The sequence below is a fragment of the Saccharospirillum impatiens DSM 12546 genome (assembly GCF_000423605.1).
Classification (GTDB): Bacteria; Pseudomonadota; Gammaproteobacteria; order Pseudomonadales; family Natronospirillaceae; genus Saccharospirillum; species Saccharospirillum impatiens.
This window is the reverse complement of the sequence record NZ_AUIH01000046.1, coordinates 21,093-27,621: the sequence shown is the minus strand read 5'-3', so window position 1 is coordinate 27,621 and position 6,529 is coordinate 21,093. Positions and strand designations below refer to the sequence as shown.

Sequence of the window (6,529 nt, the reverse complement as noted above, 5' to 3'; positions counted from 1 at the left end):
CATGGGCTATCAAAGAACATTTCCGACCCTTTTGGGACTACCACAGTAAAGGTTGGGCGAAACGCTATTTTGAGAAGTGGTACAGCTGGGCTATTCGTTGCCGTTTGGAGCCCATCAAGAAAGTGGCCAGAATGCTAAAAGCGCATAAAAATGGCTTGTTGAATTACTTCGATCACCGGATCAGCAATGCCGTCGCCGAGGGATTAAACTCAAAGATTCAGACGGTAAAGTCCAATGCTCGAGGTTATCGTTCTTTCGAAGGCTTTAGAACGAGCATACTGTTTCACTGTGGGAAGCTGGATATGCTGCCATAGGGTTCCACAGAGTTTTACGAAGAGCCCTGAAAAGGGGCTTTGGGAATGTTCAGAATATTGGTACTCAAATTGAGCATTTTGGAAATGGTTGCACTGTCGACCATGGTCCAGGCGATGCCAAAGAAAATCAGTGCGCCGATCAGGCGACCGGTCACCGTCAGCACACGATTGAGCACCGGTGAGAACTGATGCTCCAGCAGATCCACCGCGACGTTGGCGTCTTTGCGATCCACCATAGCGACCGACCCAAAAATAATGACGATGAGCGCCACCTGAACCAGATCCTGCGTACCCCGAAGCGGGGCTCCCAGCAGGTTCCGGCCGGCAACATCAAACAAAATGGTCGCGACGATGCCAACCAGAGCCAGGCTGGCAATCACCGCCGAGGCTCTGATCAGGTGATCGGTCCAGACTTGCAGCAACCTCAGCATGGTGACGCACTCAACATTGGGCCACTCCCTGCCACTCAGCGGTTTTGCATATCGTTCAGTACAGCGCGCGTCTGTTCTGACGACAACTGACGGCTCAGGAAACTGCCGGCGATGTTCTCGAAATCGGCCACTTCAGCGTCGCTCAGGTCAATCACCGTATTGCGGTCATCGGCCCGCACACTCTCCAGTGTCCGGTCTGCGAGTGCATTCCAGGTTTCCTCACCACTTTGTGACAAGCCCCGGCCACTGTTGCGATCAATAATCGCCTGATGCTCTGTCGACAAACTGTCGTAACGACGCTGGTTCATAACCAGATAAAACATGATGTGGCCCAGAGGTGCGCCCAGGGTATAGCTGTTGGCCACTTCATCGAGCTTGAAGTCAGTAATGGCGCTGGAGCCGGTAATGATGCCGTCGATCAGGCCCGTTTGCAGCGCGTTGTACATTTCACCGGCTGGCATCTGTACCGGAGTACCACCCATTTCACTGACGAAATCACCGGCAACACTGCCGGACACCCGGATTTTCAGACCGCTCAAATCGTCGGGTGATCGAATTTCATGATCTTTCATGATGAACACATTGGGTTCACTGACCCAGAGTGCCAGCGGCTTGGTGCCGGGAAACTCGCTGCTCAGGCTGGTATCAAATGCATTCCACAGCATGTCGTAACCGGTCATGCCTTCCGGGATAGCGCCGGGCAGTTCCACCAGCATCGACTTGCCAAATTGAGACGAGGTATACCCCGCCAGACCCCAGGTGATGTCAGCAACGCCCTGCAGTGCGCGAACGTATTGCTCCATCGGGCCCGCACCCAGTTCACCACCCGGGTAGACACGCACGGTCAGTTCCCCGTTGGAGTCGGCTTCGATACCTGCTTTAAACGGGTCGACAACCGCACTGGTCACAACGTGGGCGGGGGGAACAAAGTGGGCCAGTTTCAATTCTTCTTCTGCCTGCACGGACAGAAAAGGAGCAGACAATACGAGAGTGGCAGCAACAGCTTTTACGCCGTTTCGCAATGAATGGGCCATGGTGAGCCTCCTGTGATCGTGATCATTGTTGGTTTTATTAAGGTCGATCTCTGGTTCTGCTGACGGCCGTTATGAAACGATGCTTCACACGGCATAGTTTGTATTTATGGATCCCAAGATAGTAATTCGCTTGACTATGGTCAATGAAATTTAATTTTATGGATCCATAAATATCAAGTAAGCTGACGATCTGGAGTGTCCGCACAATCACAACAACAGCCCGCGGACATCAGCTTGTTCAGGGGTTCAAAGACGTGAGTCAGGTTAACCAGACCGTTATTTCACAGTTGCGTCGTCTCATCCGAGACGAAGCGTTCCAGCCCGGCACCAAGATGCAGGAACTGCCGGTCGCCGATCAGCTGGGTGTTTCCCGAACACCGGTCCGAATGGCGTTTCGGGTATTGGAACAGGAAGGGTTGCTCGAACGCAGCGGCAAAAAAGGGTTCATCGTTCGGCGGATATCCCAATCAGACGTTGTCTGCGGCATTGAAATACGCGGCGTACTCGAAGGCCTGGCAGCGAAACGAATGGCGGATAAGCCGCTCAGTGACCGTCATCGTGAGCAGTTCAACGCCTGTCTGGACGACAGCAATGCCCTGGTTCGCAAAGGGGAGCTTACCGAAACGCTGATCGCAGACTGGAGTGATATCAATCAGCGCTTTCACAGCATCATTCTCGACGGTGCGGGCAGTCGGGCCATTGCCGACGCCATCGCTCGCAACAACCACATGCCGTTTGCATCTGCCGATTCGATCATCATGGACACCCAGCGGTTGGACGCGGAATTCAAAAAAGTGGAAATTGCGCACCTGCAACATCAGTTAATCGTTCAGGCTATCGCTGAAGGCGACAGCGTGCGGGCCGAAATGCTGATGCGGGAACATGCCTATCTAGGTACAAAATACGGTCAATTCCTGGGGTTGGAACAAAACGAGGGTACTGGACTGACGCCCGATTGATCAGCACCCGGTTAACAGTATGGCCGGATACCCGCGCCTCACCCCGGCAATCTTACCGTGCAGGGGTGGGGCAAGTGCGCAGGACAGACCATTGATACCCAGCCTTCCAACGCTGCATGACACAAGTATCTAACGCTGTATCCCGCTTCAGATGAACACCCGCCTCTTGCCTTCTCGTTGTTTCCGACCTAAACTCACCAAAGTTACCGGTAACAAATTACTTTGATTCCGTTTGTTACCGGTAACAATTAGACCTAAAACAACAAACCGCGCAGGAGATACCAATGAACACGGCACTTAAACTACTAGCAGGGGTTGTCTCATCGACCCTCGCCACCGGCGTTCTGGCCGCTGATTACAATTTCAAATTCCAGTCATCCGACCCATCGGGTGTCAGAAACTTCGAAATCAAACAACAGTGGGCTGACCGGGTCGAAGCCATGACCGACGGTCGTGTTTCCATCGAAATCATGCCGGTAGGCAGCATCGTCAGCCACACCGAAACGCTGGATGCCATTGAAGCTGGCATTCTGGACGGTCACATTTCCGTTACCGAATACTTTTCAGGCAAGGACCCGGCCTTTGGCCTGATCGGCAATACCGTCGGTGCCTGGTCGAGCCCGGATCAACTGATCAGCTATATCTATTACGGTGGCGGCTACGAGCTTATGAATGAGCTCTACGAACCCTACGGCGTCAAATTTGTGGGGGGTGGCGCCACCGGCCTTGAAGCGTTTGTATCCAGCGTACCGCTAGACGGTGTAGCCGATCTGGAAGGCCTGAAACTGCGGGCACCGGAAGGCCTGGTGCAATCGGTATTCGCGGCAGCCGGTGCCTCACCGGTTAATCTGCCAGGCTCTGAAGTGTTCACCGGCTTGAGCAAAGGCGTGATCGATGCGGCCGACTACACGGTGTTTTCGACCAACCACAATGCCGGCATGCACGATGTAGCTCCGCACCCTGTCTATCCGGGTTTCCACTCGCTGCCGCTGCTCGAAGTGGTCATGAACCTCGATGAGTGGAATGACTTGCCTGCCGACATTCAGGCCATATTCACCACATCGGCGCGTGATTTTGCGCACGATATCAGCACCCAGCTGGCGATGGCCGATGTCGATGCCGTGAAAGAAGCGCGCGCGAACCCCGACATCACCGTGCATAACTGGTCTTCGGAGGAACGCATGAAATTCCGCGCCATCGCTCGCACCCAGTGGGAGCGTTATGCCGAGCAGTCACCCAACGCACAGAAAGTGTACGAATCGGTCACGGCGCACCTGGAATCCCAGGGTCTGCTGTAACCGGGTCTGTTCATCCGACGCTTAATCGGAGCCCGGGGAATGCCCCCGGGCCTGGAGTCCCGTTATGTCCGATACCCCTGAAACCATTCAGTTACCCGAACCGGAACGCGATGCAGATCTCGCCAGCAACGCGCTCGATCGGGGCATCGTCTGGCTGGGTACCAAACTCAGTCTGCTGTTTGCCGCAGTCGCCGTTATTTCTACTTACGAAATTCTGATGCGCTACGTGTTTAACGACCCCACGACCTGGGTACACGAAACCGCGACCTTCATCGGTGCTTCTCTGTTCATTTTTGGCGGCTTGTATGCCTTCGCCACTGACAAGCATGTGCGCGTGGTGCTGATCTACGACTCAGTCTCCGAACGGGCTCAATGCGGGTTGCGCATCCTGCATCATCTGCTCGGGCTCGGTTTTTCCGGAATGATGCTCTACGCCGGCTGGACCATGGCACGCAAGGCCGTGTTTACCCCCTGGGGCGCCTTTCGTCTGGAAACCAGCGGGTCTGCCTGGAACCCGCCGTTCCCAGCCTACCTGAAAGTATTCATCCTGGTGGCCTTCGCCGTACTGACGCTGCAACTGGTGTTGCACCTGATCCGTGATGTGCGCCAGTTGAGGAAACTCTATGTTTGAACTCTCTTCCATTGGCATCGGCTACGGCAGCCTGCTGATGCTCTCACTGATGATTCTGCTGCTATTGACCGGCATGCAACTGGCGTTTGTCACCGGTTTTGTCGCACTGATTTTTGCGCTTGGCTGGTTTGGACCGCCGGCGCTGGGCATTGTCACCAGCCGAATGTACAGCTTCATTGGCAGCTATGTGTTTCTGGCGGTGCCGATGTTCGTGTTAATGGCGGCGTTGCTGGACCACTCCGGCATCGCCCGAGATCTGTTCGATGCGATGAATCGCCTGGGCCGCAAACTGCGCGGCGGTGTCGCCGTGCAAACGCTGGTCGTCGCGATGATTCTCGCATCAATGTCGGGGGTTATCGGTGGTGAAACAGTGTTGCTTGGCATTCTGGCCCTGCCACAAATGTTGCGCCTGGGGTACGACCGGAATCTGGCCATTGGTACTACCTGCGCAGGTGGCGCGCTGGGAACCATGCTGCCGCCAAGCATCGTGCTGATTATCTACGGCCTTACCGCCAACGTCTCTATTGGTGATCTGTTCAAGGGCGCGTTTCTGCCCGCTTTCATTCTCGCCATGCTGTACATCGCCTACGTGCTGATTCGGGTATGGCTGAACCCCTCGCTGGCGCCGTTACCGGACGAACAGGACGCCGACGACACCCCGGCCCCCAATTTTTTCAAAGCACTGATGTTTCCCATCCTCTCGGTCATTACCGTGCTGGGCAGTATTTACAGCGGTATTGCGTCAGTGACTGAAGCCTCGGCACTGGGCGTGGTCGGCATTGCTCTGAGCACGCTGATTCGCGGCGAACTGAACCTCGACATGCTGCGCAAGGCCACCATGACCACGCTGCGCACCTGCGGCATGATCATCTGGATTGGCATCGGAGCGACGGCACTGGTCGGCGTCTACAACCTGATGGGCGGCATCGAATTTGTGCGCGATACCATTTTCGCCGTCAGTGGCGGTCATGGTCTGGCTACCATTTTGTTCATGATGGCCATTTTGCTGGTGCTCGGTATGTTTCTCGACTGGGTGGGCGTAGCACTGCTGACCATGCCAATCTTCGTGCCCATCATCATCGAACTGGGTTACAGCCCGATCTGGTTTGGTGTGGTGTTCTGCATGAACATGCAGGTGTCGTTTCTCTCTCCGCCCTTTGGCCCGGCCGCTTTTTACCTTAAATCGGTAGCCCCCAAAGGCATTACCCTGGGCCAGATTTTCACCTCCCTGCTGCCGTTCATTGGTTTGCAATTGATCGCCCTGGCATTGCTGATCGCCTTTCCACAGCTGGCTTTATGGTGGGAATGACATGACCGGAGTCACTGGATTGAACACTGAAAAAATCATCGTCATGGGCGTTTCCGGCAGCGGCAAAAGCCTGGTCGGTGCCCGGCTTGCCCGCACGCTGGCGCTGCCATTTTTTGATGCAGATGATTTTCACAGCCCGGCCAACATCGAAAAAATGAGCAATGGCGTGCCGCTCTCCGATACCGACAGGGCCGACTGGCTCGATGATCTGGCTGAATTGATTCAAGCCCACCCCGGTCTGGTGCTGGCTTGCTCAGCCCTGAAAAAAGGCTATCGGGACCGGCTGCGCCTTGCCTCACAAAACCTGATGTTCCTCTACCTTGAAGGCGATATCGATATGGTCTGGTCGCGTCATTCGCAACGGGAGGACCACTACTTCACAGGTAAAAGTATGCTGGAAAGTCAGTTTGCACAGCTTGAAGCACCCACGGAATTCGAGGCCATGGCGATCGATATCAGCCAGTCTGTTGAAGTTGTGTTGAAGGACTGTTTGCACGCGATAAAGACCCGATAAACGCACGGCGGCGGATGGCCGCTTAGTGCAAAAGACCGG

8 protein-coding genes are annotated in these 6,529 nt (G+C 55.0%); 6 read left to right on the top strand and 2 right to left on the bottom strand.

Annotated elements, in window-relative coordinates; genetic code table 11:
* Positions 1-314: transposase (locus G565_RS0117285; protein ID WP_028672000.1), on the top strand; the 314-nt coding region annotated here is incomplete at its 5' end.
* 14 nt (positions 315-328) lie between these two features.
* On the opposite strand, the gene G565_RS24700 is transcribed toward G565_RS0117285, so the two are convergent.
* The gene (locus tag G565_RS24700) at positions 329-745 is read right to left on the bottom strand and encodes a TRAP transporter small permease (protein ID WP_051208179.1); all 417 of its coding nucleotides are present in this window, start codon (positions 743-745) and stop codon (positions 329-331) included.
* Positions 746-780: 35 nt separating this feature from the next.
* Complete coding sequence (locus G565_RS24695) at positions 781-1,779, bottom strand: TRAP transporter substrate-binding protein (RefSeq protein WP_051208177.1); 999 nt, start codon at positions 1,777-1,779, stop codon at positions 781-783.
* A gap of 254 nt (positions 1,780-2,033) precedes the next feature.
* On the opposite strand from G565_RS24695, the gene G565_RS0117270 reads away from it, so the two are divergent.
* The 5 genes from G565_RS0117270 (at position 2,034) to G565_RS0117250 (ending at position 6,490) form a co-directional block, all read left to right on the top strand.
* Entirely contained in the window at positions 2,034-2,738 is a 705-nt protein-coding gene (locus G565_RS0117270; RefSeq protein ID WP_028671999.1) for a GntR family transcriptional regulator, read from the top strand.
* Positions 2,739-3,022: 284 nt separating this feature from the next.
* The gene (locus tag G565_RS0117265) at positions 3,023-4,036 is read left to right on the top strand and encodes a TRAP transporter substrate-binding protein (RefSeq protein WP_028671998.1); all 1,014 of its coding nucleotides are present in this window, start codon (positions 3,023-3,025) and stop codon (positions 4,034-4,036) included.
* Between the two features lie 64 nt (positions 4,037-4,100).
* Positions 4,101-4,667, top strand: coding sequence for a TRAP transporter small permease subunit (locus tag G565_RS0117260; RefSeq protein ID WP_028671997.1), 567 nt, complete (start codon positions 4,101-4,103; stop codon positions 4,665-4,667).
* Positions 4,660-5,976, top strand: a complete 1,317-nt coding sequence (locus tag G565_RS0117255) for a TRAP transporter large permease (protein WP_028671996.1) — start codon at positions 4,660-4,662, stop codon at positions 5,974-5,976. The genes G565_RS0117260 and G565_RS0117255 overlap by 8 nt, the downstream gene beginning before the upstream one ends.
* Before the next feature lie 19 nt (positions 5,977-5,995).
* Positions 5,996-6,490 carry a gluconokinase gene (locus G565_RS0117250; protein WP_028671995.1) on the top strand — a complete coding sequence of 165 codons (495 nt, stop codon included), beginning with the start codon at positions 5,996-5,998 and terminating at the stop codon, positions 6,488-6,490.
* Positions 6,491-6,529 lie beyond the last annotated feature (39 nt).